Origin of the sequence: Eoetvoesiella sp. (assembly GCF_035555955.1) — a bacterium.
Classification (GTDB): domain Bacteria; phylum Pseudomonadota; class Gammaproteobacteria; order Burkholderiales; family Burkholderiaceae_B; genus Eoetvoesia.
The window spans coordinates 1-26,690 of record NZ_DATMGA010000044.1 but is presented as its reverse complement, the minus strand read 5'-3'; the positions used below and the strand labels follow the sequence as shown (position 1 = coordinate 26,690).

22 protein-coding genes and 1 pseudogene are annotated in these 26,690 nt (G+C 63.7%); 6 read left to right on the top strand and 17 right to left on the bottom strand.

All coding sequences use genetic code 11. The features are described 5' to 3' along the window. Positions 1–35 precede the first annotated feature (35 nt). Both VNT00_RS11650 and VNT00_RS11645 read right to left on the bottom strand, forming a co-directional pair. Positions 36–1,658 (bottom strand): NAD+ synthase, encoded by a 1,623-nt coding sequence (locus tag VNT00_RS11650; protein ID WP_325587626.1) that lies wholly within the window; start codon positions 1,656–1,658, stop codon positions 36–38. Between the two features lie 31 nt (positions 1,659–1,689). Next, positions 1,690–2,967 (bottom strand): mechanosensitive ion channel family protein, encoded by a 1,278-nt coding sequence (locus VNT00_RS11645; protein ID WP_414650925.1) that lies wholly within the window; start codon positions 2,965–2,967, stop codon positions 1,690–1,692. Positions 2,968–3,065: 98 nt separating this feature from the next. On the opposite strand from VNT00_RS11645, the gene argH reads away from it, so the two are divergent. Continuing rightward, on the top strand, positions 3,066–4,490 hold the full coding sequence (gene argH, locus VNT00_RS11640) for an argininosuccinate lyase (RefSeq protein WP_325587624.1): 1,425 nt from the start codon (positions 3,066–3,068) through the stop codon (positions 4,488–4,490). A 64-nt stretch (positions 4,491–4,554) separates the two neighbouring features. On the opposite strand, the gene VNT00_RS11635 is transcribed toward argH, so the two are convergent. From VNT00_RS11635 to surE, 7 genes are all read right to left on the bottom strand, one after another. Continuing rightward, the gene (locus VNT00_RS11635; RefSeq protein WP_325587622.1) at positions 4,555–5,457 is read right to left on the bottom strand and encodes a phytanoyl-CoA dioxygenase family protein; all 903 of its coding nucleotides are present in this window, start codon (positions 5,455–5,457) and stop codon (positions 4,555–4,557) included. 256 nt (positions 5,458–5,713) lie between these two features. Beyond that, entirely contained in the window at positions 5,714–7,021 is a 1,308-nt protein-coding gene (gene rlmD, locus VNT00_RS11630) for a 23S rRNA (uracil(1939)-C(5))-methyltransferase RlmD (RefSeq protein ID WP_325587620.1), read from the bottom strand. Between the two features lie 129 nt (positions 7,022–7,150). Then, on the bottom strand, positions 7,151–7,792 hold the full coding sequence (locus VNT00_RS11625; protein WP_325587618.1) for a Spy/CpxP family protein refolding chaperone: 642 nt from the start codon (positions 7,790–7,792) through the stop codon (positions 7,151–7,153). 116 nt (positions 7,793–7,908) lie between these two features. Next, a complete protein-coding gene (locus VNT00_RS11620) occupies positions 7,909–8,688 on the bottom strand; it encodes a 3'-5' exonuclease (RefSeq protein WP_325587616.1) in 780 nt (259 codons plus the stop codon). Then, positions 8,685–9,482: a peptidoglycan DD-metalloendopeptidase family protein gene (locus VNT00_RS11615; RefSeq protein ID WP_325587614.1), complete on the bottom strand. Its 798-nt coding sequence runs from the start codon at positions 9,480–9,482 to the stop codon at positions 8,685–8,687. The genes VNT00_RS11620 and VNT00_RS11615 overlap by 4 nt, the downstream gene beginning before the upstream one ends. 19 nt (positions 9,483–9,501) lie before the next feature. After that, the gene (locus tag VNT00_RS11610) at positions 9,502–10,320 is read right to left on the bottom strand and encodes a protein-L-isoaspartate(D-aspartate) O-methyltransferase (protein WP_325587612.1); all 819 of its coding nucleotides are present in this window, start codon (positions 10,318–10,320) and stop codon (positions 9,502–9,504) included. Then, positions 10,317–11,060: a 5'/3'-nucleotidase SurE gene (surE, locus tag VNT00_RS11605; protein ID WP_325587610.1), complete on the bottom strand. Its 744-nt coding sequence runs from the start codon at positions 11,058–11,060 to the stop codon at positions 10,317–10,319. Before surE ends, VNT00_RS11610 begins: the two co-directional genes overlap by 4 nt. A 108-nt stretch (positions 11,061–11,168) precedes the next feature. On the opposite strand from surE, the gene plsY reads away from it, so the two are divergent. Continuing rightward, a complete protein-coding gene (gene plsY / locus VNT00_RS11600) occupies positions 11,169–11,834 on the top strand; it encodes a glycerol-3-phosphate 1-O-acyltransferase PlsY (protein WP_325587608.1) in 666 nt (221 codons plus the stop codon). A gap of 87 nt (positions 11,835–11,921) precedes the next feature. Here the strand turns inward: plsY and tsaD are convergent, their stop codons facing one another. After that, entirely contained in the window at positions 11,922–12,959 is a 1,038-nt protein-coding gene (gene tsaD, locus VNT00_RS11595) for a tRNA (adenosine(37)-N6)-threonylcarbamoyltransferase complex transferase subunit TsaD (RefSeq protein WP_325587606.1), read from the bottom strand. Between the two features lie 111 nt (positions 12,960–13,070). On the opposite strand from tsaD, the gene VNT00_RS11590 reads away from it, so the two are divergent. Further along, positions 13,071–14,369: an NCS2 family permease gene (locus tag VNT00_RS11590; protein WP_325587604.1), complete on the top strand. Its 1,299-nt coding sequence runs from the start codon at positions 13,071–13,073 to the stop codon at positions 14,367–14,369. Between the two features lie 107 nt (positions 14,370–14,476). After that, complete coding sequence (trxA, locus tag VNT00_RS11585) at positions 14,477–14,842, top strand: thioredoxin (protein ID WP_325587602.1); 366 nt, start codon at positions 14,477–14,479, stop codon at positions 14,840–14,842. Between the two features lie 119 nt (positions 14,843–14,961). Here the strand turns inward: trxA and VNT00_RS11580 are convergent, their stop codons facing one another. From VNT00_RS11580 to VNT00_RS11570, 3 genes are read right to left on the bottom strand one after another with little or no spacing between them, the layout of a single operon-like run. Continuing rightward, a complete protein-coding gene (locus VNT00_RS11580) occupies positions 14,962–16,443 on the bottom strand; it encodes an efflux transporter outer membrane subunit (protein ID WP_325587600.1) in 1,482 nt (493 codons plus the stop codon). 2 nt (positions 16,444–16,445) lie between these two features. Then, positions 16,446–19,625: an efflux RND transporter permease subunit gene (locus VNT00_RS11575; protein ID WP_325587598.1), complete on the bottom strand. Its 3,180-nt coding sequence runs from the start codon at positions 19,623–19,625 to the stop codon at positions 16,446–16,448. A 15-nt stretch (positions 19,626–19,640) separates the two neighbouring features. After that, the gene (locus VNT00_RS11570; RefSeq protein WP_325587596.1) at positions 19,641–20,858 is read right to left on the bottom strand and encodes an efflux RND transporter periplasmic adaptor subunit; all 1,218 of its coding nucleotides are present in this window, start codon (positions 20,856–20,858) and stop codon (positions 19,641–19,643) included. A gap of 222 nt (positions 20,859–21,080) precedes the next feature. On the opposite strand from VNT00_RS11570, the gene VNT00_RS11565 reads away from it, so the two are divergent. Beyond that, positions 21,081–21,773 (top strand): TetR family transcriptional regulator, encoded by a 693-nt coding sequence (locus tag VNT00_RS11565; protein WP_325587594.1) that lies wholly within the window; start codon positions 21,081–21,083, stop codon positions 21,771–21,773. Here VNT00_RS11565 and VNT00_RS11560 read toward each other — a convergent pair. The 3 genes from VNT00_RS11560 to VNT00_RS11550 all read right to left on the bottom strand — a co-directional run bounded on the left by VNT00_RS11560 (position 21,694) and on the right by VNT00_RS11550 (position 25,114). Next, positions 21,694–22,317 carry an IMPACT family protein gene (locus VNT00_RS11560; RefSeq protein WP_325587592.1) on the bottom strand — a complete coding sequence of 208 codons (624 nt, stop codon included), beginning with the start codon at positions 22,315–22,317 and terminating at the stop codon, positions 21,694–21,696. The two genes, VNT00_RS11565 and VNT00_RS11560, sit on opposite strands and share 80 nt — an antisense overlap. A gap of 67 nt (positions 22,318–22,384) precedes the next feature. Next, positions 22,385–23,986 (bottom strand): ABC-F family ATPase, encoded by a 1,602-nt coding sequence (locus VNT00_RS11555; RefSeq protein WP_325587590.1) that lies wholly within the window; start codon positions 23,984–23,986, stop codon positions 22,385–22,387. A gap of 180 nt (positions 23,987–24,166) precedes the next feature. Then, complete coding sequence (locus VNT00_RS11550) at positions 24,167–25,114, bottom strand: LD-carboxypeptidase (protein ID WP_325587588.1); 948 nt, start codon at positions 25,112–25,114, stop codon at positions 24,167–24,169. Positions 25,115–25,240: 126 nt separating this feature from the next. On the opposite strand from VNT00_RS11550, the gene VNT00_RS11545 reads away from it, so the two are divergent. After that, positions 25,241–26,557: an MFS transporter gene (locus VNT00_RS11545; RefSeq protein WP_325587586.1), complete on the top strand. Its 1,317-nt coding sequence runs from the start codon at positions 25,241–25,243 to the stop codon at positions 26,555–26,557. Here VNT00_RS11545 and VNT00_RS11540 read toward each other — a convergent pair. Further along, positions 26,508–26,690, bottom strand: a pseudogene (locus VNT00_RS11540) (tRNA adenosine(34) deaminase TadA); the annotation flags it as partial. The gene VNT00_RS11545 and the pseudogene VNT00_RS11540 overlap by 50 nt on opposite strands.

The following is a 26,690-nucleotide window of genomic DNA, read 5'->3' as shown; positions in this document are numbered from 1 at the left end:
TCTCTTCATGGGTCGGTTGATGCGGATCGGCGCGTCTATTCGCGATAACCGTTGGTGATGGGATAACGCCAGTCGCGCCCGAATGCCCGCGCCGTGATCTTGGGGCCGATGGCGCCCTGCCGGCGCTTGTATTCGTTGACGCGGATCAGGCGCACGACCTGCGCCACGACGTCGCGATCGAAGCCCGCCTCTTCGATGCTTTTTATCGCCGCGTTCTTTTCGACGTACATCTCGATAATAGCGTCCAGCACGTCGTAGGGCGGCAGGCTGTCCTGGTCGGTCTGGTCGGGCCGCAGCTCGGCCGACGGCGGGCGCTGGATGATGCGTTCGGGGATGACGACGGCCTCGCGATTGCGCCAGCGGGCCAGGTCGTAGACCAGGGTCTTGGGCACGTCCTTGAGCAGCGCGAAGCCGCCTGCCATATCGCCGTACAAGGTGCAGTAGCCAGTTGCCAGCTCGGACTTGTTGCCGGTGGTGATCACCAGGGATCCGAACTTGTTGGACATGGCCATCAACAGCGTGCCGCGCACGCGGGCCTGGATGTTCTCTTCGGTGGCATCGGGCTCGAGCCCGGCGAATTGCGCAGCAAGCGCCTCGCCGAAGGTATCGGCCAGGCCGCCGATGGCGATCTCGTCGTAGCGCACGCCCAGGCCTTGGGCCATCTGGCGCGCATCGGCCAGGGAGATGTCGGCGGTGTAGCGCGAAGGCATCATCACCGTGCGCACGTTTTGCGCGCCGATGGCATCCACCGCCACGGCCAGCACCAGGGCCGAATCGATGCCGCCCGACAAGCCCAGCACGGCACTGGAAAAACCCGACTTGCCCAGGTAATCGCGCAGCGCGAGAACCAGGGCCTTGTATACCTGCTCGAGCTTGTCTGGCCATGCCGGCGCCGCGGCCGGATACAAGGGCGCAGGCGCGCCCTGCGCATCGAAGGCGACAAGGCCCATGGCCTCTTCGAACACCGGCAGGCGCTGCACGACCTGCCCGGCGCCGTCCAGCACGAACGAGCCGCCGTCGAACACCAGTTCGTCCTGCCCACCCACCTTGTTCAGATAGACGCTTGGCAATCCCCTGACGTTGCGCCCGACCTGTGCGAACCGCTCGGCCTGCTTGTCCACGCTATACGGCGACGCATTGAGGATGAGCAGCGCCTGGGCGCCATGCCCGGCCGCCAGGGCAGGACTTTCGGCCAGCCAGGCGTCTTCGCAGATATTGAGGCCGAAAGCCACGCCGTTGACGGTGAACACCGCCGGTTCGCTGCCCGCCTCGAAATAGCGCTTTTCGTCGAACACGCCGTAGTCGGGCAGTTCGTGCTTGAAATAGCGGCATACGACCCGGCCGTTGAGCAGCACCGAAGCGGCGTTGTACAGCGCCCCGTCCTGCTCGTGCACATGCCCCACCACGACGTGCAGGCCCGGATATCGCGCCAGGTCGCGGCACAGCTGGTCGAGCACCAGGGTTTGCCGGCGAATGAACTCGGGCCGCAGCAGCAGGTCTTCGGCCGGATAACCGGTAAGCGTCAGCTCGGGCGTCAGGAGTATGTCGGCCCCGTTCTGCCTGGCCCAATGCGCCGCTTCGGCCACCTTGGCCGCGTTGGCGCGCAAATTGCCAACCACCGTATTGATCTGGGCAAGCCCAACCTTGACCGCCATCATTTAGGGCCTTTATGAGGAAACAAGTCCGAAATTATCGCACGATAGCCGGCGCCTCACGCCAGGCCTGGGCGAAATCGGCCCCCGAGGGAGCCTGGTAAAGCTGCAGCGACATTTCCGGCAGGATGGCCAGCAAATGGTCGAAGATGTCGCCCTGGATGCGCTCGTACTCGACCCAGGCGGTGTTGGCCGCGAAGCAATACAGTTCTATCGGTATTCCCTGTGCGTCAGGCTCCATCATGCGCACCAGCAGAAGCATGTCCTGGCGGATCTCGCGGTTCTGCTTGACGTAGGCCGTGGCGTAGGCCCGGAAGGTGCCGATGTTGGTCAGCCGGCGGCGGTTCACGGCCTGCTCTGCGATCGGGCCCAGGGCCTTGTTGCTTTCCTGGATGTCCTGCTCTTTTTCGGCCAGGTAATCGCGCAACAGCGCGAAGCGGGAAAGCTCCCGCACTTCGTCGTCGCTGAGGAAGCGCACGGAAGCCGCGTTGATCCGCAGCGTACGCTTGATGCGCCGTCCGCCGGACTCGAACATGTGCCGCCAGTTGCGGTAGCTTTCCGAAAACAGCTTGTAGGTGGGAATGGTGGTGACCGTCTTGTCCCAGTTCTGCACCTTGACGGTATGCAGGGCGATGTCGATGACGAAGCCGTCGGCGTTGGCCTGCGGCATTTCGATCCAGTCGCCGATGCGCAGCATGTCGTTGGAGGTCATCTGCGTGCTGGCCACCAGGGACAGCAACGTGTCCTTGAACACCAGCAGCAGCACCGCCGACAAGGCGCCCAGGCCCGACAGCATCAGGATGGGGGAGCGGTCTATCAGGGTGGAAAACACCAGGATGGCGCAGACACCCCAAAGCAGGATCTTGCCCAGCTCCAGGTATCCTTTGATGGACCGCGTCTGGCCGCGCGCGGTGGATGAATAGGTGTCCTGCCAGGCCTTGAGCACCCCCACCAGGGCCATGAAAGTGAACACCAGAGCGATGGAGATCAGCAGGCGCAGCAGGATGCTGGCGTATTTGTCGGCAATGGGCAGCAGCCCGATGTTCGTGATGATGACCAGCAGCGGCACGGTGTAGCTCAGGCTGCGGAACACCCGCCGCCGGGTAAGGGCCTGCGACCAGTCGGCGTGGCCCGTTACCGTCAGCATGCGCCGGGCGATCGAGACGAACACCCGGGTGACCAGCCACCCACTGATCATCACCAGCAGGGCCAGGACAGCCAGGCCCAGCAAGACCTGGGCCCAGACGGCATCGGGCATGTTCCGGCTGACCCAGCCGTCGCCGAACCAGTCGATCAAGAAATTGGCATTTTCCATGTACTGTTTATTGTTTGTTGCGGTGTATTTGCGTAGCGTAACCTTACCTTATTCGGCCGGCCCGCCGCCACGGCCGCGTCCTTTATAATTCTCCCACTATGCCAAAAAACACCCCTCCCTCCGAACAAAACCAATTCGCCAACAAAGCCCAGGCCTGGTCGGCGCGCTTTTCCGAGCCGGTCTCCGACTTGGTCAAGCGCTACACTGCGTCGGTCGGCTTCGACCAGCGCATGGCGCGCGTGGATATCCAGGGCTCGCTGGCGCATGCCGACATGCTGGCCGCCGTCGGCGTCATCAGCCTCGAGGACAAAGCCGCCATCGAAGGCGGCATGGCGCAGATCCTCGAAGAAATCGCCACCGGGCAATTCACCTGGTCGCTCGACCTGGAAGACGTCCACCTGAACATCGAAAAACGCCTGGTCGAACTTATCGGCGACGCCGGCAAGCGGCTGCACACGGGCCGTTCGCGCAACGACCAGGTCGCCACCGACATACGCCTGTGGCTGCGCGGTGAAATCGACGTCATCATCGACCTGCTGCGCCAGTTGCGCCGCGCCCTGGCCCAGTTGGCGCTGCAGCACACCGACACCATACTGCCCGGCTTCACGCACCTGCAGGTCGCCCAGCCGGTCACCTTCGGCCACCACCTGCTGGCCTACGCCGAAATGTTCGGCCGCGATGCCGAGCGCCTGGCCGACTGCCGCAAGCGCGTCAATCGCCTGCCGCTGGGCGCCGCCGCCCTGGCCGGCACCTCGTACCCCATCGATCGCGAGCGCGTCGCCAAAACCCTGGGGTTCGACGAAGTCTGCCGCAATTCGCTGGACGCCGTGTCGGATCGCGATTTCGCCATCGAGTTCTGCGCCGCCGCCGCACTCGTCATGACGCACTTCTCGCGCCTTTCCGAAGAACTGGTGCTGTGGATGAGCCCGCGCGTGGGTTTCATCGACCTGGCCGACCGCTTCTGCACCGGCAGCTCCATCATGCCGCAAAAAAAGAACCCCGACGTGCCCGAGCTCGCCCGGGGCAAGACCGGCCGCGTCAATGGCCACCTCATGGCCCTGCTCACGCTCATGAAAGGCCAGCCCCTGGCCTACAACAAAGACAACCAGGAAGACAAGGAAGGCTTGTTCGACTCGGCCGACACGGTACGAGACACCCTGACCATCTTCGTGGACATGATAAGCGGCATCAAGGTCAAGGCGGAAGCCATGCGCGCCGCTGCGCTGCAGGGCTTCGCCACGGCCACCGACCTGGCCGACTACCTGGTGAAAAAAGGCGTGCCGTTCCGCGACGCGCACGAAACCGTGGCCCACGCGGTGCGTAACTGCGAGGAAAAGGGCTGCGACCTGGCCGACCTGACTCTCGCCGAACTGCAGGCCTTCCACCCATCCATCGAGCAGGACATCTTCGGCGTGCTCACGCTGGAAGGCTCGGTGGCGGCCCGCAAGCACGTGGGCGGCACGGCCCCCGAGCGCGTCAAGGCCGAAGCCCGGCGCGTGCTGGACCAGACCGAAAGCGACTGACGTTAGGAGCTTGGGCGGCCTATTGCCGCCCGCCCGTCCCGAACCGCTTTCAAGAACCAAGCGGTTACTTCGGAGCAGCCTGCCCCTGCGGCTGCAAAAACCCCTGCCGTCGGCTCCATACCGTTGGAAACGCCACATCGTCTTCGGGATATTCGCCAGGCGCCACCTCGGGCGGGCGGCGCAGCTTCATGGTGTGCTCGCGGGGATCCCAGCGCACGTCCTTGCCCAGGTAGCGGATGGACAAGCCGACTCGGGTCTGCGTGGCCGAAGCATTGCCCGACGCGCCGTGCACGGTCAGGGGATGGTGGCACAAGACGTCGCCCGGCTGCATGTCCCACGACAAGACCTTGCCCGCCGAAGGCGTATCGGGCGAGCCGTAGTCGGGGCATTCCTCGAGGGCGGGATCCAGGAAGCGGGGGTCGTAGTCCGGCGTCACGGCGCGGAACATCTTGTTCCACCGGTGCGAGCCGGCCACATACTGCACGCCGCTGGTCCTGGCCGACACCGGCGTCAGCGCAATCCATATGGAGATCAGGTCGTTGCCGGCAAACGGCCAGAACGGCAGGTCGTTGTGCCAGGGCGTGGGCGCCGCCGTGCCCGGAGTCTTGATGAACAACTGATCGTAGTAGAAGCGCACACTTTCGCAGCCCATGAGCGTGGCGGCGATTTCGGGCGCGGGCGATGCCTCGCGAAGCAGGCGGAAGCGCTCGTCGAGATCCGACAGATACACATTGGAATAGAACCTGCCCTTGCCCTCTTGCAGCTTGGGCTCGCGCACTCTGCCGGCGCCACTGTCCATCATCTCGAGCGACGCATCGCGCAGCATGTCGCACCAGCCCGAGTCCAGCATGCCGCGCAGGCATACGACGCCGTCGCGCTGGAAATCGGCAACGTCCTGCGGGGTGATGGGATTTGCGGGTGTTTTGTGCAATGTGCCGGAACGACCCGGCTCGACGTCTTTATTCATGGCCAGCCCTTGAAGTCTTAAAATATCAAATAGTGATAATTTAGATTAATTTTGTTGGGCTAGAACGTCTACTCGGGAAAACCCTTTGACTCTCTGAGCAAAGAGAAAATGCGGGCTGCCACAGCCATTCGCTGTACTCCCTTGACAACACTTTCGAAACTGAAATATCAGGAAACGAGAAAATTCGACGCGGAGGTGACAAAATCAGCTCGCCCCGCCGCCCGCAGGCGGCGAGCTCACAGGGGCGACCCCTTCCCTATTCGAATACGGCGATCGACTCCACGTGGCCGGTATGCGGAAACATATTGATGGCGCCGGCCGCCTGCATGCGGTAGCCGCCCTCGTTGACAAGGATGCCGGCATCACGCGCCAGAGTCGCCGGGTTGCACGATACGTAGACAATGCGCTTGGGGCGCTCCCGAGGCGCCAGGGCGGCAAGCGCCCGCGCCACCGCTTCGGCGCCCTCGCGCGGCGGATCGATGAGAACCCGGTCGAAATATCCCAGGTCGCGCAGCCATTGAACGTCGACCTCGAACAGATTCAGCACGGCAAAGCTGGTGCGCTCGCCCAGGCCGTTCTGCCTTGCCGCGTCATGAGCCCGATCGACCAAGAGCTTGCTGCCTTCGATGCCCACCACGGCGCGGGTCCGCGTGGCCAGCGGCAAGGTGAAATTGCCCAGGCCGCAGAACAGGTCGGCCACGCGATCATCGGGTTCGATTCCCAGCAGCGACAAGGCACGGGAAATCAAGGTCCGGTTGATGGCTTGGTTGACCTGGGTAAAGTCGGTGGGCCGGTACGGCATGCGCAAGCCGAATTCGGGCAGCAGATAGGAAAGCGTTTCAGCGTCCTCGTCCCTAAGCGGCCGAACCGTCTCGGGCCCCTTGGGCTGCAGCCACCACGATACGCCATGCTCCTGGCCGAAAATCTTGAGCAAATCAATATCGGCAGGCGTCAGCGGCGCCATGTGCCGCAGCAGCAGGACCGTGGTGGCATCGCCCACCGCGACCTCTATCTGCGGGATGCTGCGCGGGTCGGACAAGGCGCCGATGAGCGCGCGCAACGGCACCAGCATGGCGGACACATGGGGCGGCAGCACCAGGCATTCTTTCATGTCGGCCACATAGCTGCCGCGACGCTCGCGAAACCCCACCAGGGCGGTGCCCTTTTTATTCACGTAGCGCACGGACAGGCGGGCGCGATGGCGGTAGCCCCAGGTCGGCCCGTGCAGGGGCGGCAAGATACAGGCGGGCGCCACCTTGCCGATATGCACCAGCGCGTCCTCCAGGACGCGCTGCTTGATGGCCACCTGGGCCGCAGGTTCCAGATGCTGCATGGCGCATCCGCCGCACAGGCCGAAGCTGGGACACAAAGGCTTCGCCCGCTGGGAGGAAGGCACAAGGACCTTCTCGGCCCGGGCGACATCGAACGACGATTTGCGCCGCGTAATGCCGGCAAGCACTTTTTCGCCGGGCAAGGCGCCCTCGACGAACACGACCTTGCCGTCGCGGCGGGCGACGCCGCGCGCCTCGAGATCCAGCGATTCGATATGAAATACTTCGGACATAAAAACCCATGCGATTGAAACTGTCAGGTGGGGATTTTATGCCAATGCCGAGCAACGCCGGTTTGCCCCATGCGCCGGTGGCTGCCGCACCCGGCGCAAGATCGCAAAAGCCGCCCTGGAGGCCGGTCTTTACGCGGGCATGTCGTCGGGGGCGGGACGCATGGGCTGGCCATCGTGAGGCGCAGGCATGCCCTTGCGATGCTTCATGTGATCACCCCATTTGGCGGCGCGCTCGCCGAGCAGGGTAGCGACCTTCTGCTTTTGCGTTGCATCCAGGGAATCCCATACCGCAAACCATTTGGCCTGAACCTGCTTGCGGGCTTCGGCTGACTTGCCGTGCGCGTCCTCGAACTGCTTGGCGGCAGCATGAGGGTCGATTTTGCCGGCCTTGAGCTGCTCGAACCGCGCCTTGCGCTCGGCCCGCATGGCTTCGAATTGGGCCTTGCGCGCGTCTTTCTGGGCCTCCTGCGCTTCGGACAGCAGCTTGGACTGGGACTCGGTGAGGTTCAGCACCTTGACTCCGGCGGCGCTGAGCGGGCCATAGCCGGGCACCCACAGGGCGGCCTTTTCGTGGTGCATGGGCATGCGCGCATGCTTGGACCCATGATGGAACCTGGCGTGGCCGGACGGAGCGGATGCCGCGCCCTGCTCAGTCGCCGCCGTTGCGGAAGCGCCATCGGCCGGGGCCGCGATGGCGGCGCCTTGCAGCGAAATAGCGGCGGCCAGTGCGGCAGCCTTGAGCACCAGGGGGAATTTCATGTTGGTCTTCATGATTCAGTCCTTTCAAAAAGAGGTGAGCCCATTGTTGCCCTCTTTCAGTTTCCGATCTGTTTCATCGATGGTAATTTATTTTCAGTCGATTACAGGGATAGGAACGGACTATCTTGCTACGCGGCGTCCCAGGCCGCCATGTACTCTTTCCAGTGCGGCGCATCGCTGGCCTGCAGCGTGCTGCGCACCAACTGTATTTCAGCCTCGTAGCCGGCCGGATCCAGCTCGCCCTTGAGCAGCCGGAAGCGGCAATACACGAGCCAGGTATTGACGACGTCGGTTTCGCAATAGGCACGCACCTCGTCGGCGCGGCCTTCGGCCCAGGCCTTCCAGACCTGGCTGCCGTCCATGCCCAGCTTGCCGGGAAAGCCGCACAGCTTGGCCAGGTCGTCCAGGGGCGCGTTGGCGCGACCGTTGTACTTGGCCAGCAGATCCATGAGATCGATGTGGCGGTTATGGTAGCGGCTGATGTAGTTGTTGTATTTGAAGTCGCGGTCGTCTTCGCCCATGTCCCAGTAGCGCGGGGCCTGGACACCGTGGATCAGGCTGCGATAGTGCAGGACGGGCAGGTCGAACCCCGAGCCGTTCCAGCTGATCAGCCTGGGGGTGTAGCGCTCGATGGTCTTGAAAAAACCCGCGATGAGGGCCTCTTCGGGATCGTCGGCCTGGCCCAGGCATTTCACCCGGAAGCCGTTGTCGTCGCGAAACACGCAGCCGACCACCGCGATCTTGTGCAGGTGCAGGGGCAGGAAATCGGTGCCGTGCGACTCGCGCCGGGCCTGCAAGGCCGCTTCGATGACCTGGACGTCGTCCATGCCGGGATCGTAGTCGTTCAAGCGGCGCAGCCCGGCTGCGTCGGGTATGGTTTCCAGGTCGAAAACCAGGCAGGGGGTCATCGTGACGGCAGGTAGGACAAGGGATTGACCGGCGTGCCACTGCGGCGGATCTCGAAATGCAGCCGCGGCGAAGTGGTGTCGGTCTGGCCTATGGTGGCGATTTTGGCGCCCTTCTTGACCGTCTGCCCCGTCTTGACCAGCAGCTTCTGGTTATGCGCGTAGGCAGTGATGAAACCCTTGTCGTGGCCCAGCAGGATGAGATTGCCCAGGCCGCGCACGCCATTTCCGGCATACATGACCTTGCCCGAGGCGGCCGCCAGCACCGGATCGCCCGCCGCGCCCGCAATGTCTATGCCCTTGGTGTTCGAGTTGAACCCCTGGATGATCTTGCCGTTGGCCGGCCAGCCCCATGAAACGACGGAAGCATCGCTGGCGCGCGCCGGCGCCGATTCGACGGGCGAAGGTGCGGGTTCGGGCTTGGCGACCGGCGTGACGGGCATGGACTGGGCCGATGAGGACGACCCCGACAGCCGCAGGGTCTGGCCTACCCTCAGCTGGCTGGGGTCGCTGATGCCGTTGAGGCGAACCAGTGTGGCGACATCGACGTTGTGCTCCTGGGCTATCTTGTACAGCGTGTCTCCCGGCTTGACGACATAGGTGCCCGACGCGGACTGGGTTCCGGCCGGGTGGTTGCCGTTCGACAAGTCGGTGACGGGGGCCCGTGTTTGGCGCGAGGCGCAACCCGCCAGCACGACCACGGCCAGCGCCGAAACCACGAGAGCAGCTCGCCGAGGCTTGCGCACAGTGCGATGATCCGCCTGCGCGACGATAGACCGAGACGTCCCAACATGCATATGATTCTCCTAACCTGACTTATGACTGTGTACCGGCCCTGAGGGGAACGAAGCGGACGGATTCGAGTTCTTCGCGATGCCACGCGGCCGGCCCCGTCCGTTCGATAAGTATCAAGCGCTGCGCCGCCCCTCCTTCCGGTGCAATTAACCGCCCCCCGACCGCCAGTTGATCCAGCAGCGCCTGGGGAATTTTAATGCCTGCCGCCGCCACGACGATGGCGTCGAACGGCGCGGTGTTTGGCAAGCCGAGCATGCCGTCGCCGAACGAAAGGCGAACCCGGCCCTGCAGTTTCAACTCGCGCAAATGGCCGCGGGCCAGCTCGTAAAGACCGCGTATGCGCTCGACGGCATGCACTTCTTTGACGAACTGGGCCAAAACCGCGGCCTGGTAGCCGCAGCCCGCCCCGACTTCCAGTACTTTAACCGGAACGCGATTTTCGCACATTGCCGAAATCATACGTGCAACAACCCATGGCTGGGAAATCGTCTGCCCCTGGCCTATGGGCAAGGCAGCGTCCTCGTACGCGCGGCTGGCCAGCCCCTCGTCGACGAACACATGCCTGGGCACGGCCATCATGGCATCCAGCACCCGCTCATCCTGGATGCCCTGGTTGCGCAGGCGCTGGATCATTTGGGCGCGCAGACGGTCGGAATTGAGGCCCAGATTGCCCGGGCGGGCATGGCTGGCGGGCGCGGCGAAGGCGCTGACGTCCAGCGTCCGCCCCGGAAGCGAAATGCGTGTATTGCTGTTGGCGGCGGAAAACCCCCGGCCCGCGCCGACACGGCCGACGCGCTTGGGCGTGCCCGGAAACGGGTGGCGATTTACGGGTTTGTTCATAACGATTCGGCCCAAACTTTTACATCTTGAAGCTGTTCGTAATGAGTCAGGTCGAGACGCAAAGGCGTGATGGAAACCAGGTTTTGTTCGATGGCGCCGAAATCGGTGTCGGCGGCGGAATCGGACACTGTGCCGACCGGCCCGATCCAGTACACCGGATCGCCATAGGGCGTACTGCTCTTGACCACGGGCTCGGACGGATGGCGCTTGCCCAGGCGGGTGACCACCATGCCCTGCAGCGCCTCGAACGGCACGGCCGGGATATTGACGTTGAGCAACAAGGAATCCAGCGGCTGGGCAAGCTGGCGCTCGACGACCCGGCGCGCCACCCGCGCGGCGCTGTCCAGGTGGTCCCAGCCCTTTTTGATGAGCGAGAACGCGATGGAGGGAATGCCGAACAGATAGCCTTCGGTGGCCGCCGCCACGGTTCCCGAATAAAGCGTATCGTCGCCCATGTTGGCGCCGTTGTTGATGCCCGAGACCACCAGGTCGGGGCGGAAATCCAGCAAGCCGGTCAGCGCGATATGCACGCAATCGGAAGGCGTGCCGTTGATGAAGTAAAAGCCGTTGGGGGCTTGGCGCACGGACAAGGGGCGATTAAGCGTAAGCGAATTGGAGGCGCCGCTGCAATTGGTTTCGGGCGCCACCACGGTGAGTTCGCCCAGCCCCTTGAGCGCCGCGGCCAGGGCTTCAATGCCCGGGGCGTTGTACCCGTCGTCGTTGGCCACCAGTATGCGCATTACCCTTCCATGAATTCAACTGAACGTAGCCAATTGTACCCGCTCGTTTTTACGATTTGGCCCACCCTCACGGTAGAATCTCACTGAATCTTTGTGGAGCTCGCTTACATGTCGTCAATACTCTCGTCCGGCCTGGTGCTGGCCGCCGTTGCCTGCGCTTACCTGATCGGATCCGTCCCGTTCGCCGTACTGGTCAGCCGCGGCATGGGGCTGCAAGACCCGAGAACTTTCGGGTCCAGGAATCCCGGCGCCACCAACGTGCTGCGCAGCGGAAACAAATGGGCGGCGGCATTGACCCTGTGCGGCGACGCCGCCAAGGGCTGGCTGGCGGTATGGCTGGCCCAGCGCCTGGCCGAACGCGCCGACCTGCCCCTGGCCGCCGTGGCCCTGTGCGCCGTGGCGGTATTCCTGGGGCATTTGTACCCCGTCTTCCTGAACTTCAAGGGCGGCAAGGGGGTGGCCACGGCCCTGGGCATCCTGCTGGCCCTGCAGCCGTGGCTGGCCGTCGCCACGGTGGCCACCTGGATCATCGTGGCCTACGCCAGCCGCTACTCGTCGCTGGCCGCCATCGTGGCCGCCATCTTCACCCCGCTGTACTATCTGTTCGGCGGCAACGTCGCCTGGGAATTCAGCCCCGTCCTGTGCATCGCCATCGTCGTGATCTGCGTGATTTTGTGCTTTCGCCACAAAGCCAATATCGCCCGCCTGCTGCAGGGCAAGGAAACCCGCATCGGGTCGAAAAAAACCGGGCATCAAGGCACCCGGCCGCGCTGATACGCCCGCGCAAACCGCCCTTCCCCGCTTGCTGCCGCGCGCCCGAACGACACCCGGCGCAAAAGACGAAATTCGCAGCCTGCGGCGCTATGCGCAAACGTCCTGCAGGTCCCAGCGCGGCTTTACCGTGAAAGCATGGCTGTCGTCGGTCAAATCGACCAGTCCCGCGTTCACGCGCTGCGCGGCCGCGAAGGCGATCATGGCGCCGTTGTCGGTGCAAAACTCAAGCGGCGGAAAAAACACCTCGCCGCCCAGCTTCGCCATGCTCTCGACCAGGCGCGCACGCAAATGCCGGTTGGCGCCCACGCCTCCAGCCACGACCAGGCGCTTCAGGCGCGTCTGCTTCATGGCCTTGACGGCCTTGAACGCCAGGACGTCCACGATGACCGCCTCGGTGCCCGCCGCCAGATCCGCCCGTTGAGCGTCGCTCAATGCGCCGCCTTCCTTTTCCAGGTTTTTCAGGCGCGTCAGCACGGCGGTCTTCAAGCCGCTGAAGCTGAAGTCCAGATCGTGGCTATGCAGCAACGGCCTGGGCAGGTCGTAGCGCGACGCATCGCCCTGTTCGGCCAACCGCGACAAAGCCGGGCCGCCCGGATAGCCCAGGCCCATGAGCTTCGCCGTCTTGTCGAAGGCCTCGCCCGCCGCGTCGTCCAGGGTCTCGCCCAGCAGTTCGTATTTGCCCACCCCGTCGACCCGCATCAATTGCGTATGTCCGCCCGACACCAGCAAGGCGACGAACGGAAATTGCGGCTGCGGCTGCGCCAGCAGGGGCGACAGCAGATGGCCCTCGAGGTGGTGCACGGGAATGGCGGGCAGGCCGCGCGCCCAGGCGAAGGCCTGCGCCACGCTGGCGCCCACCAGCAGCGCCCCGGCCAGCCCCGGACCAGCTGTATAGGCCACGGCGTCGATGTCGTCCATCGAAATTCCCGCCTGCCCCAGGGTGGCTTCAGTAAGAGGCAGGATGCGTTGGATGTGGTCGCGCGAGGCGAGTTCGGGCACGACCCCGCCATATTCCCGATGCATGGCGATCTGGCTGTGCAGCGCATGAGCCAGCAGGCCGCGCTGCGTGCACACCAGGGCGACGCCTGTTTCGTCGCAGGAACTTTCAAAACCGATGATAATCATGGTGCATAAGTGTACATCCGGACACAAAATCGCCTTAGAATGGCAGACGGCTTCATTCTATCGTTACGCCGATCATCACAAACAATCTGTCTAACCTCTGGAGACAAACAGATGCTGGAACAATTTTTCAAACTCAAAGAGCATGGCACCAATGCTCGAACGGAGCTTCTGGCCGGGTTCACCACCTTCCTGACCATGGCCTACATCATCTTTGTCAATCCAGCCATTCTATCGACGACGGGCATGGATCATAACGCGGTCTTCGTCGCCACCTGCCTCGCCGCGGCGCTGGGCACGCTGATCATGGCCTTCGTGGCCAACTGGCCCATCGGCATGGCGCCGGGCATGGGCCTGAACGCGTTCTTCGCCTTCACCGTGGTGGCGGCCATGGGCTACAGCTGGCAGCAAGCCCTGGGCGCGGTCTTCATCTCCGGCCTTGTATTCGTCATACTGACCGTAACCGGCATCCGCTCATGGCTGATCGCGGGCATACCCAAGTCGCTGCGCTCGGCCATCACCGCCGGTATCGGCCTGTTCCTGGCCATCATCGCGCTGGGCCCCAACGGGGCCGCCATCGTCGTCCCCAACAAGGCCACCATTGTCGGCCTGGGCAACCTCACTGCGGCGCCTACGCTGTTCGCCATCCTGGGCTTCTTCATCATCGCCGCGCTCGACGCGCTCAAGGTGCGCGGCGCCATTCTGCTGGGCATCATCATCATCACCGTGCTGTCCATGATCACCGGCAACAACCAGTTCCACGGCGTGTTCGCCATGCCGCCCAGCCTGGCCCCCACCTTCTTCCAGCTGGACATCATGGGCGCCCTGCACACCGGCTTCCTGCATGTCATTCTGGTGTTCGTGCTGGTTGAAGTCTTCGACGCCACCGGCACCATGATCGGCGTGGCCAAGCGCGCCGGGCTCATCCCCGAAGGCAAGCCCAACCGCCTGGGCCGCGCCCTGCTGGCGGACAGCACCGCCATCGTGGCCGGCTCCTTCCTGGGCACCAGCAGCACGACCGCCTACATCGAAAGCGCATCGGGCGTGCAGGCGGGCGGACGCACCGGGCTCACCGCGCTGGTCATCGCCGTCCTGTTCCTGCTGGCCCTGTTCTTCTCCCCGCTGGCGGGCGCCGTTCCCGGCTACGCCACAGCTCCCGCGCTGCTTTACGTCGCCGGCCTCATGCTGCGCGAAGTCGCCGACATCGACTGGAGCGACGTCACCGAAGCCGCCCCGGCCGCCCTCGCCGCCATCATCATGCCGTTCACCTATTCCATCGCCAACGGCCTGGCTTTCGGCTTCATCAGCTACGTCGTGCTCAAGGCCATCACCGGCAAGTTCCGCGACATCCATATGGCGACCCTCATCGTCGCCGTGCTTTTCGTCATCAAATACGCCTTCTTCCCAGGCTGATCATCCACCCGGGTCGCAAGAAACCAGTACACTAGGGCCTGTTAACAGGCCCTACAACCCACCACCCAAAGCGGCCGAAGCGGGCCGCTTTTTTTTCGGGATCCTCCATGAGCACCATCAATCTGAACAAAGATTCATTCCAGGACGCCATCAAGGACGGCAAGACCCTGATCGTAGACTTCTGGGCTTCCTGGTGCGGGCCGTGCCGCAGCTTCGCGCCCACCTTCGAGGCCGCCTCCGAAAAGCATCCCGACATCGTCTTCGGCAAGATCAACACCGAAGAAGAGGAAGAGCTGGCGGGCGGCCTGGGCATACGCTCCATTCCCACGCTCATGGTGTTTCGCGAGCAGGTCCTGCTGTTCAACCAGGCCGGCGCCTTGTCGGCGCCCCAGCTGGACGAGCTGATCTCGCAGGTGCAGGCCCTGGACATGGCCCAGGTGCACAGCGAGATCGAGCAAGAACAGAAAAAATAAACGAGGCCCCCCCGCTCTGGGGCGGGCCGTGGCAAGACGGCGCTTCCACGCTGCGCAGCCGATGCAGCTTGCTGGATAGCCCTGGAGCAATCCAGGGCAAACCACCAGCTACTGACGGCTCAATGCGTGGCCACCACGGGCCGGGCGGGAGCGTCGGCGGGTCTTGGAGCATCGCCGGTGTGCTCGATCCAGCCTCCGCCCAAATACTGGTACAGATCGACCAGATTGGTCAGGCGCTGCATTCTTGCCGTAATCAAGGCCTGCTGCGCTGCATACAGGTCGTTCTGCGCGGTCAGCACCGTCAGGTAGCTGGCGGCCCCGTTCTTGTAGAGCAGGTTGGACAGATCCAGCCTGCGCTGCTGCGAGGCGGCAAAGCGCTTCTGGGCATCGATCTGGCTGTCGTAGGTGCCGCGGGCGGCCAACCCGTCCGACACTTCGCGAAAAGCCGTCTGGATGGCTTTTTCGTATTGCGCGATCGCCACGTTTTTCTCCAGGTGCGCAATATCCAGATTGGCCAGGTTGCTTCCCGCGTCGAAAATGGGCAATGAAATCTGGGGAGCAAACGACCAGGCCGCCGACCCCGACTTGAACAGGCCATCCAGCGTGGGGCTGGCGGTGCCGAACTGGCCCGTCAGGCTGATCTTGGGGAAGAACGCCGCGCGCGCCGCGCCGATATTGGCATTGGCGGCAAGCAGCGTTTCCTCGGCCTGGATGATGTCGGGCCGCCGGGTCAGCAAGTCGGACGGCAGGCCGGCGGGAATGTCCGCCAGGATGCTCTGGTCATCCAGCCCCAAGGGCGCGGGCAGGTCGTCCGGCAAGGCGCTTCCGACCACCAGGACCAACGCATTTTCCGCTTGGGCACGCAGCCGCGTCTGCACCGACAAATTGGCCTCGGCCTGCTCGACGACGCCCTGCGCTTCGCGCAAGTCCAGTTCCGAACCCGCGCCCACGTCGAACTGCAGCTTGGCCAGCTTGTAGGAGCTTTGCGCGGCGGCCAGCGTCTTGCGCGTCACCTCGAGCTGCTCGTCGTAGGCGAGCATGGCCAGGTATTGGTCCGCCACCTGGGAAACCAGCGAGATTTCCGCGGCCTTGCGGGCCTGGGCCGTGGCCAGGTACTGGGCCAGGGCCTGGCTCTTGAGGCTGCGGACGCGGCCCCAGAAATCCAGCTCCCACGCCGCCGCGCCCAGGCCGACCGAATAGACATTGCTTATGGCCTGGCTCGACGACGTCAGATCCAGCGGCGTGCGCGTCCGGCTGCGGCTGGCATTGGCATCGACCGTGGGAAACAGGCCGGCGCGGACAATGCGATATTGCGCCGCCGCTTCCTGCACACGCAGGGCGGACACCCGCAAGTCGCGGTTGTTGGCAAGCGCCAGTTCAATCAGCTTGTGCAGACGAGGATCGCCGAAGAAATCACGCCAGCCGATGTCGGGAGCCGGCTGGTTCTGCGTCCCGGGGGAAGGTTCGCCGTACCGGTAGGCCTCCCCGGCGGGGAAACTCGCCGCAACGGGCAAGGCCGGCCTTTGATAGTCCGGCGCGAAGGAGCATCCGGCCGCGCTGGCCGCCAGTGCAAGAACCCAAGGCAAGGAAAACTTACGCATGCTCAACGCCCTTCAGTAACCGAATCATCGCCGGCAGCTGCGGCCTGGGCCGCGGGGGCGGCCACGGAATGCGCCGGCTTTTTCTTGGAGAATTTCTCGCGGATCACGACGAAGAACATCGGGATCATGAAGATCGCCAGGAATGTGGCGGTCACCATTCCGCCGATCACGGCCGTGCCGATGGCATGCTGGCTGGCTGAGCCCGCGCCATTGCTGATAGCCAGCGGCAGCACGCCAAGTATGAAGGCCATGGACGTCATCAGGATGGGCCGCAGCCGCAGGCGCGCCGCCTCCATTGCCGCCGCCACCGCCGTCATGCCCTGCGCCTGCAGCTCCTTGGCGAACTCGACGATCAGGATAGCGTTTTTGGCCGACAGCCCCACCGTGGTCAACAGCCCCACCTGAAAGTACACGTCGTTCGACAAGCCTCGGCCCGTCGCCGCCAGCATGGCGCCGATGATGCCCAGGGGCACCACCATGATGACCGAGAATGGAATCGACCAGCTTTCGTACAAGGCGGCCAGGCTCAGGAACACCACGAGTATGGACAGCGCATACAGGATGGGGGCTTGCGAACCCGACAAACGTTCCTGGAAGGAAATGCCGGTCCATTCGTAGCCGATGCCCGCGGGCAGCTTGTTGGCGATTTTCTGGATCTCGTCCATGGCATCGCCCGTGCTTCGCCCGGGCGCCGGGCTGCCCTGGATTTCCATCGACGACACGCCGTTGTAGCGTTCGAGCTTGGGCGACCCATAGCTCCACTTGCCTGTGGCGAACGACGAGAACGGCACCATGCTGCCCTGCATATTGCGCACGTACCAGTGGTTCAGGTCTTCCGGATTCATGCGGAAAGGCGCATCCGCCTGAACGTACACGCGCTTGATGCGGTTGTCGGTATCGAGGAAGTTGTTGACGTAGGAAGAGGCCCAGGCAATGGAGAAGGTCTGGTCGATGGCAGGCAGCGCCACGCCCAGCGCGCTGGCCTTTTCCCGATCGATCTGGACACTGAACTGCGGCTGGTCGTCCAGACCGTTGGGGCGCACGCGCGTCAGCACGGGGCTTTGGGCCGCCTCCGCCAGCAACTGATTGCGCGCGGCCATCAGCGCGTCATGGCCCAGGCCCCCTCGGTCTTCCAGTTCGAAGTCGAAGCCCGAGGCCGTGCCGAGCTCGGGTATGGGAGGCGGATTGATGGGAATGATCACCGCATTCTTATACGTCGAAAAATGCGCGAAGATCCGTCCGATAAGCGCCTGCACTTTGTCCTTGGCTGCCGCGCGCTCGTCCCAGTCCTTGAGGCGCACGAACACCAGGCCCGAATTCTGGCCGCGCCCCGCGAAGTTGAAGCCCACGATCTCGAAGGTGGAATCGACCACTTCCTTTTCGGTATTGAGAAGATAATCGCTGACGTCGTCGAGCACCTTTTGCGTGCGCTCCAGGGTAGCGCCGGGCGGGGTCTGCACCTGGATCAGCATGGAACCCTGGTCTTCGTCCGGTAGGAACGACGTGGGCAGGCGCATGAACAGGAAACCGATGACCAGGAACATCAGGGCATACAAGAGCAGCCACCGGCGCGGACGCCTGATGACGCGTTCGACGCCGGAATGATATTTGGCCCGGCCATTGTCGAACGTGCGGTTGAACCACCCGAAGAAACCGGTCTTCTCCATGTGGTGGCCCTTGGGAATGGGCTTGAGCATGGTCGCGCACAGCGCCGGCGTGAGGATCAACGCCACCAGCACCGACAGTATCATCGCCGCCACGATGGTCAGCGAGAACTGCCGGTAGATGGCGCCGACCGAGCCTCCCGAAAACGCCATCGGTACGAACACCGCCGACAAAACCAGCGCCACCCCGACCAGCGCTCCGGTGATCTGCCCCATGGCCTTGCGCGTGGCGTCATGCGGCGAAAGCCCCTCCTCGGCCATCACCCGCTCGACGTTCTCCACCACGACAATGGCGTCGTCGACCAGCAGGCCGATGGCCAGAACCATCCCGAACATCGACAAGGTATTGATGGAAAAACCCACCATCGCCATCGTGCCGAACGTACCCAGCAGCACCACCGGCACGGCGATCGTCGGAATGAGCGTCGCGCGAAAGTTCTGCAGGAACAGGTACATCACCAGGAACACCAGCACGATGCCTTCAAGCAGCGTCTTGACCACTTCCTCGATGGAAAGCTTCACGAACGGCGTCGTGTCGTAGGGATACTTGACCTCCAGGCCGGCGGGAAAGTATTTGGAAAGCTCCTGGACTCTGGCCCGCACCAGCTTGGCGGTCTGCAGGGCGTTGGCGCCGGTGGCCAGTTGTATGCCAAGGCCGGCGGCCGGCACGCCGCTGTATTTGGTGTCGAAATTGTAGTTCTCGCCGCCCAGCTCGAGCCGCGCCACATCCTTGATGCGCACCTGCGAGCCGTCGGGATTGACCTTGAGCAGCACGTTGCCGAACTCCTCCGGCGTGCGCAGCAAGGTCGCCTCGCTGATCGTCGCCGTCAGCATCTGGCCCTTGACGGCGGGCGCGCCGCCCAGTTGCCCTGCCGGAACCTGCACGTTCTGCCCTTGCAACGCAGTGACCACGTCCACCGGAGTCAGGTTCACGCGAGTCAATTTATCGGGATCGAGCCAGATGCGCATGGCGTACTGAGTGCCGAACACGCTGACCGTGCCGACCCCGTTGACCCGGCTGACAGGATCCTGCACGCGCGAGGCCAGGTAGTTCGCCAGATCGTATTTCGTCATGCTGCCGTCGGTGGAAATGAACGCCAGCACCATCAGGAAACTGCTGCTCGATTTCGAAACCTTGACGCCGGCCTGCTGCACGGCCTGGGGCAAAAGCGGCGAGGCCAACTGAAGCTGGTTCTGCACCTGCACCTGGGCCACGTCGGGATTGGTGCCCGCGGCAAAGGTGAGCGTGATCACGGCGGTACCCGAGTCGTCGCTGGTCGAGGACATGTACTGCAGGTGATCCAGTCCGTTCATCTGCTGCTCGATCACCTGCGTGACCGTGTCTTCGACGGTCTGGGCCGAAGCTCCGGAGTACGTAGCGCGTATCTGCACCGCGGGCGGAGCGATCGTCGGGTATTGCGAAACCGGCAAGGTCGTGATGGACAAGGCGCCGGCCAGCATCAGGACGATGGCGATCACCCAGGCGAAGATAGGGCGATCAATGAAAAAATTGGCCATGTAACGGATCCCCGATTATTGCGCTTTGGCGGAGGATGCGGGATTGGATGGCGCTTGCAGCGCTGGCGCTTCGGCGCTCCGCGCCACCACGGCCGCCGGCTGTTCGACCGGCGTGACCACCGAGCCGGGCCGCACCTTCTGGACTCCGGCGACGATGACTTTTTCGCCCGGATTCAAGCCGCCGTCGACGATCCAGTCCGCCCCTTGGGTGCGGCTTGCGACCAGCGTGCGCAATTCCACCTTGTTGCCTGCCCCCACGACAAGCGCCGTGGGCGCCCCCTTGGCATCGTGCGTGACGCCGATCTGCGGCACCAGCATGGCATGCTCGTTGACGCCCTCGTGCAAACGGGCCCGCACGAACAAACCGGGCAGCAGAATATGTTTGGGATTGGGAAACACGGCGCGCAGCTTCACGCTTCCCGTCGTCTGGTCGACCGTGATGTCGGCGAACTCCAGTTTGCCCTCGAGCGGATAAACCGACCCGTCGTCCAGCACAAGCCGCACCTTGGCCTCGTTGGGGCCCGCGGCCTGCAACTGGCCGTTCGCCAGCTCGCGGCGCAAACGCATCAGGTCGACCGTCGATTGCGTGACGTCCACGTAAATAGGGTCGGTCTGCTGGACCGTGGCCATCAGCGTGGCGGCGCTTGCCTGCACATACGCGCCCGGCGTCACATTGGACAGGCCGATGGTTCCCGTAATGGGCGAGGCAACATTGGTATAGCCAAGATTGATCTTCGCGATCTCGACGGCGGCCTTGCCCGACGCGACGTCGGCGGCGGCCTGCTTTTGCGCGGCGACGGCATTGATGTAGTCCTGCTTGCTGATGGCATTGGCCGCCACCAGCACCTTGTCCCGATCGGCCTGGGCGGATGTGGAAGCAAGATTGGCCTGCGCCTTCAGCAAGGCGGCCTTTGCACTGTCCAGCGCCGCCCGGTAGGGAGCGGGATCGATCTGATAAAGGCGCTGGCCTTCCTTGACCTGGCTGCCTTCCTTGAAATCGCGGCGCTGAACGATGCCGTCGACCCGCGCGCGCACCTGGGCGACCAGGTAGGCCGAAGTGCGGCCCGGCAGTTCGGTGGTCACTGCAACGCTTTGCGGATGCACCGTGACGACGCCGACCTCCACGGGCTTGTCGGGCGGCGGCTGCGTTTTTTTGCAGCCGGCCAGCGCCAGCAGCGCCACAGCGGTAAAAAAGCAATAAGCCCCCTTCGGGGGAATCCGACCAACACGCATGGAGCGACCTCTATGCCAGGACTGGGTTATTGGATACAAAGCGACGGGCGATGAAGACGGGTATACTGAATACCAGTCAAGCTGGCACGGTCCATCCGATCTGCGGCTGCCATTATATATACCTTCAATCGTGAAGGTAAAGCAGGAAATCCATCGGTCCCCAGCCGGCAAATCCGGCGCAGCCGTCCGGGTCAAGCCGTGGATTCGTCAGGTACAAACGAAATGGTTCGCCGCACCAAAGAAGAAGCCCTCGAAACCCGCCATCGGATCCTCGACACCGCCGAACTCATATTCCATGAAAACGGCGTATCCCGGACCTCGCTCGAGCAAATTGCCAAGGCGGCGGGCGTTACGCGCGGCGCCATTTATTGGCATTTCAAGAACAAGGCCGATCTGTTCACCGCTATGTTCGACCGCATCCGCCTGCCCATGGAAACCATGGTCGAAAAATGCCGCGACAACGATCCCGACAGCGATCCCATCGGCACGCTGCACAAGGTAGTCACCCTGATCCTGCGCGAAACCGTGCGCAATCCGCAGCGCCGCCGGGTGCTGGAAATCCTGTTCAACAAGTGCGAATATACCGACGAAATGCGCTCCGTGATAGAGCGCCACCAGGAAGCCTGCGCGGACGGCCGCACGCACATCGAACGCAGCCTGCGCAGCGCCATCGCCCTGGGCCAGTTGCCGGCCGGCCTCGACCCGCGGCAGGCCGCGGTCTTGATGCACGCCATGATTACTGGTCTGATCGGCGATTGGCTGTTCATGCCCCAGAGCTTCGACATGGAAACCCGGGCCGCCGACATGGTCGAGAGCTGCTTCGACATGCTGCGCTTCAGCCGCGCGCTGCGTTCGTCCGGTTCCCCTCCGGATCGCCCTCCAGGGTGTACGTCCCCCGCCCCCGCGTCGCATTGACGAACATCTCGATCAGGGCGGCAACCTGGCCGCGCGCCACGGCCAACCGCCAGCACACGCCCTGCCCGTCGAATTCCTCGGCCTCGATGCGCGCGCCGAAGCCGGCCAGGCGCGACTGCACCAGCGCCATCTCGCCGAACGCGCAACGCAGCAATAGCCGCGCCTCTTCCACCACCTCGACGCGGGCCGCCAGGCGCAGGCATTGCGCCGCCACCCCGCCATAAGCGCGCACCAGGCCGCCGGTTCCCAGCTTGACGCCGCCGAACCAGCGCACCACCAGCACCGCCACGCGGTCGCATTGCTGGCCTTCGATGGCCTGAAGAATAGGCCGGCCCGCCGTGCCGCCCGGTTCGCCGTCGTCGTTGAAGCGGTAGGCGTTGCCGATGCGGTAGGCCCAGCAATTGTGCGTCGCCTCGCCCACCCCGTGCGCGGCAAAAAAACCCATGGCTTCGTCGGCGCTGCGTACCGGCGCAGCCGCCGCCAGGAAGCGGCTCTTGCGGATTTCCTCCTGATAGGTACTGGGTTCCGTCAGCGTATACAGCATAAAAGGCCAGGCCCGAAGAAAAATCGGCGCCATGCGCCGATTGAAACTGGAACGATTGCCCTGCCGATCAGGCCTCGATGCCCCGGGAGGCCAGGTAGTCGTCGTAGCCGCCCATGTAGTCGATCAGCTTGCCGTCGGGCAGGATTTCGATGATGCGCGTGGCCAGCCCCGACACGAACTCGCGATCGTGTGAAACAAAGACCAGCGTGCCTTCGTATTTTTCCAATGCATACTGCAGCGATTCGATGGACTCCATGTCCAGGTGGTTGGTGGGCTCGTCCAGCAGCATCACGTTATGGCGGCCCAGCATCAGCCGGCCGAAGCTCATGCGGTTTTTCTCACCGCCCGAAAGCACCTTGACCGCCTTGACGATGTCGTCGGCCGAGAACAACAGGCGGCCCAGCACCGAACGCATGGCCTGGTCGTCGTCGCCCGGCTGGCGGTAATCGGACAGCCAGTCGAACAGGTTCTTGTCGGACTGGAACTGTTCGGAAACGTCCTGGGCCATATAGCCGATATCGGCATTATCGGACCACTTGACGCTGCCCTTGTCGGCGGCAAGGTCGCCCGCCAGCATGCGCAGCAGCGTCGTCTTGCCGACCCCGTTGGCGCCGATGATGGCGATTTTCTCGCCAGCCTCGACCATGGCCGAAAAAGGATGGATGACCGGGTGGTCGAAGGACTTGGCAATACCCTCAATGGTGACGGCCAGCCGGTGCATGACCTTGTTCTGCTCGAAGCGGATATAGGGATTCTGGCGCGAAGAAGGCTTGACCTCGATGGTTTCGGCCTTGATGCGGTCGATCTGCTTGAGCCGCGACGTGGCCTGGCGCGACTTGGACTTGTTGGCCGCAAAGCGGCGCACGAAATCCTGCAGCTCGGCCACGCGCTCCTTGGCCTTGGCATTGACCGCCGAAATGCGCTCGCGGGCCTGGGTGGACGCCATCATGTAGTCGTCGTAATTGCCCGGGTAGATGCGCAGCTCACGGTAATCCAGATCGGCCATGTGCGTGCACACCTGGTTCAGGAAATGCCGGTCGTGGCTGATGATGATCATGGTGCTTTGGTAGCCGTTCAGCACGTCTTCCAGCCAGCGTATGGTGTTGATGTCCAGATTGTTGGTCGGCTCGTCCAGCAGCAGGACGTCGGGATTGGAAAACAGCGCCTGGGCCAGCAGGACGCGCAGCTTCCAGCCGGGCGCGATTTCGCGCATGGGCAGGTTATGCTGCTCCACGGGAATCTCCAGGCCCAGCAGCAGCTCGCCGGCGCGCGACTCGGCCGTGTAGCCGTCGTACTCGGCGAACTTGGCTTCCAGGTTGGCCGCGTGCATGTAGTCTTCTTCCGTGGCGTCGGGATTGGCATAGATGGCGTCGCGCTCGGCCATCACCTGCCACATTTCCTCGTGCCCCATCTGCACCACGTCCAGCACGCGGATGTCTTCGTAGGCGAACTGATCCTGGCGCAGCTTGCCCAGCCTTACGCCCGGGTCGAGCGAAACGTTGCCGCCGCTGGCCTCCAGGTCGCCCCCGATGATCTTCATGAAGGTGGACTTGCCGGAGCCATTGGCCCCGATGAGCCCATAGCGGTTGCCTTCGCCGAACTTGACGCTGACGTTTTCAAACAACGGCTTGGGGCCGAACTGGATGGTGAGGTTTGCGGTGGAGATCACTTAATTTCTATCGATTCAAAAAAGGCCGGATAACCTGCTAGTTTAACAAGGTTCAAGACAAGTACGCCCCGCGGGCATGCACGATGCCCGCGGAAACCAAGCCAGGCTCGATGTACCGAGTGCTTTGCCGGGATCGGCCCGCCTGGCCAGCGCTATCGCCGTCAACAACCGGACAACGCACTACAGATGCTCTTCCAGCACCAGATGCGCCATGTCGTCCTCGGTGGCGATGCCCACCTTCCTGCCTATCGGCAAGGTGGCCTTGACCTTGACGTGGCCGTACGGAAGGCCTGTGACCACGGGCACTTTCACATGTTCCCTGAGCCAGCGCACGACCGAGGGCATGTCGAAGCCGTTGTCGTGCGCGGCCAGACGGTAGTCGGTGAACCGGCCCAGCACAATGGCTTTCTGGCGGGCCAGCACGCCGGCATGCCACAGCTGGGTCAGCATGCGCTCGATCCGGAACGGATGCTCGGAAATGTCTTCCAGGAACAGGATGCCGCCCTTGATTTTGGGCAGGTAGGGCGTACCCACCAGGGAAGCCACCATGGCCAGGTTGCCGCCCCACAAGATGCCGCGCGCATCCACCGGGTCGGAGCCGGGCGACTCGAAGCCGAGGATTTCCAGCTCGCCGCGCATGCATTCAAGAAACAGATCGGCCGTGAGCTCGTCCACCTTCTTGACGCCGAAGTCGAAAACGGCGGTCGGACCGGCATAGCTAGGCGCCCCCGTCTTGGCCAGCAAGGCCAGGTTGAATACCGTGAAGTCGCTTTGGCCGATGAAGATCTTGCCGCTGTCGGCCACGGCCTGCCAATCGATGAACGGCAGGAGGCGGCTGAGCCCGTAGCCGCCGCGAGTGGCCATGACGATGGGCTGCTTTTGCGTCAGCGACCGGGCAATGCCCGCCAGGCGCTGCTTGTCCGTGCCCGCGAAACGTTCGTGCACGGCCAGCGCGGCGCGATCCAGCACCGTCCTGAAACCCAGCTCGCCCAGCCGCTCGCGCGCCATCTCGATGCGGGAAGGATCGGCAACCGCCCCGGATGGCGAGATCAGGTAAATGCCCTTGGGCGCGGAATGATGGTGGTGATGGGAGTGGTCGTGCTGGTGCTGCGTGGCCGCGTGCGTCATGGTTACGTCCGTAAAGGGGAAAAGGCCCGAAATGAAATGCCGGAAAGGGAAATGCCGAAAAGGCTGGTTCTTTCAGGCAGGCACAAGTATAGTTGACGCCGCATCAACGATTCTTCGATCCGCTCTATGTTCGCGTCTTCCTTCGCCTCTTGGCTGTCCCGCCGCAACGTCCACTTTGCGTGGATCATGGCCGCCATCACCTTCCTGACCATGCTCACCTCGTCCGCCGCGCTGGGATTGCCGGGCGTGCTGCTCAAGCCGCTCAGCGCGGAATACGGCTGGAGCACGGAACAGATATCCTCGGCGCTGGCGCTGCGCTTTCTGCTGTACGGGCTGCTGGGGCCGTTCGCCGCCATTTTCATCAATCGCTACGGCCTGCGCGCCGTCATGTCGACCGCGCTCACCCTCCTGGCGGCCGGCATGCTGCTTGCCGTCGAAATGACCACGTTCTGGCATCTGGTGGCGCTATGGGGCATCATGCTCGGCGTCGCCAGCGGGCTGACCGCGCTGGTGCTGGGAACCATCATCACCAACCGCTGGTTCGAAACCCACCGCGGCCTGGTCATCGGCACCCTTACGGCCAGCATCGCGACGGGGCAGCTGGCCTTCCTGCCCCTTGCCGCCTGGCTGGTCGACAACTACGGCTGGCGATCCTCCATTTTTCCCATTGCGGGGCTTACTCTCATCGTGGCCCTGCTGGCCTTCTGCCTGGTGCGCAACCGCCCCGAGGACATCGGGCAGCGTCCTTACGGCGCAAGCGCGACAGCCACGGGCAATGCCGGCGCAGGCGGAGCCAGCCCGGCCGCTTCCACCGCCCAGCCCAGCCTGTCGCTGTTGGATCCCATACGAGTTCTGTTCGCCGTTCGCGGCAACCTCACGTTCTGGATACTGGCCGGCACCTTCTTCATTTGCGGGCTGAGCACCAGCGGGCTGATCCAGACGCACTTCATTGCACTGTGCGGCGACTTCGGCCTTTCCGCGGTGCCGGCGGCATCCGTGCTGGCCATGATGGGCGCCTTCGACTTCTTCGGCACGATCTTCTCCGGCTGGCTGTCCGACCGCTACGACAACCGCAAGCTGCTGTTCTGGTACTACGGCCTGCGCGGCCTGTCCTTGTTCTGGCTGCCCCATTCCGAATTCACCTTCTACGGCCTGACGTTCTTCGCCGCCTTCTATGGCCTGGACTGGATCGCCACCGTGCCGCCCACCGTCAAGCTGGCCACGGCCGCCTTCGGCAAGGAGCAGGCGGGAATGCTGTTCGGCTGGATATTCGCGGCCCACCAACTGGGCGCCGCCGCCGCGGCCTATGGCGCGGGGCTGACGCGCACCCTACTGCTCACCTATACCCCGGCCGTATATGGCGCTGGAGCGGCCTGCGTGGTGGCGGCGCTGATCATTCTTGCGGTTCGCCGGACGCCGGCGCCTTCAGGCGCTTTGCGCTGAGCCGGCGCTCGCGGAAAAACCGGCGCAGCAGTTCGCCGCACTCTTGCTCCAGCAGGCCGGCCCGCACCACGGTCTGGTGATTGAACGGGCTGGCGGACACATCCAGCACGCTGCCGCAGGCGCCCGTTTTGGG